This window comes from Vibrio sp. OPT46 (genome assembly GCF_015163535.1).
Taxonomy (GTDB): domain Bacteria; phylum Pseudomonadota; class Gammaproteobacteria; order Enterobacterales; family Vibrionaceae; genus Vibrio; species Vibrio alginolyticus.
Genome location: NZ_JADDYG010000379.1, coordinates 1 through 244, shown reverse-complemented (window position 1 = coordinate 244; position 244 = coordinate 1). Strand labels below are relative to the sequence as shown.

At 41.0% G+C, this 244-nt stretch carries 1 protein-coding gene; it reads left to right on the top strand.

Going from position 1 to position 244, the window contains the following annotated elements; translation table 11 throughout:
- On the top strand, window positions 1-244 hold a 244-nt coding region (gene miaE, locus IQR33_RS17720; protein ID WP_228013964.1), incomplete at both ends, for a tRNA isopentenyl-2-thiomethyl-A-37 hydroxylase MiaE.

The window sequence follows — 244 nt, the reverse complement described above, 5'->3', positions numbered from 1 at the left end:
ATGCAGTACACCTGATGAATGGGTAGAGGAAGCAAAGAAACCAGAGAACCTTCAAACCATTTTGTTAGACCACCTACTGTGCGAACTAAAAGCTGGCCAATCTGCCATGTTTTTAATTCGTAAGTATGCCGTTGATCAATCCAGTTCACATGCTCTACTTGACTGGTTTAAGCCCTACGAAGATTTTGCTTACCGTAACGTAGGCTCATTGGAAACTTTAAAAGGCAAGAGCAATATTTCTAAG